General features: G+C 76.0%; 1 pseudogene. It reads right to left on the minus strand.

The features are described 5' to 3' along the window. Positions 1-246 (minus strand): annotated as a pseudogene (locus tag F8271_RS32045) (adenylosuccinate synthetase); the annotation flags it as partial.

The following is a 246-nucleotide window of genomic DNA, read 5'->3' on the forward strand; positions in this document are numbered from 1 at the left end:
GTCCTCGACCGGCGGGGCGTCCAGCGGGCCCAGTTCGGCGGTCAGCCGGTCCCGCAGGGCGGTCAACCTGCGACGCAGCACCGCCGGACGATGGCAGTCGGCGACCCGGGGTGCCTCGTCGGGGTGGCGAGCAGCGCGTCGGCGTCGACGGTCAGCCGGTCGAGCGCGTCGGGTACCCCGACCGTGGCGAGATGGTCGGCCTCGGCGGCCAGTGCCAGTGGGTCCACCACCACGTGCCGCGACAGG

Origin of the sequence: Micromonospora sp. ALFpr18c, assembly GCF_008868155.1 — a bacterium.
Lineage (GTDB): Bacteria > Actinomycetota > Actinomycetes > Mycobacteriales > Micromonosporaceae > Micromonospora.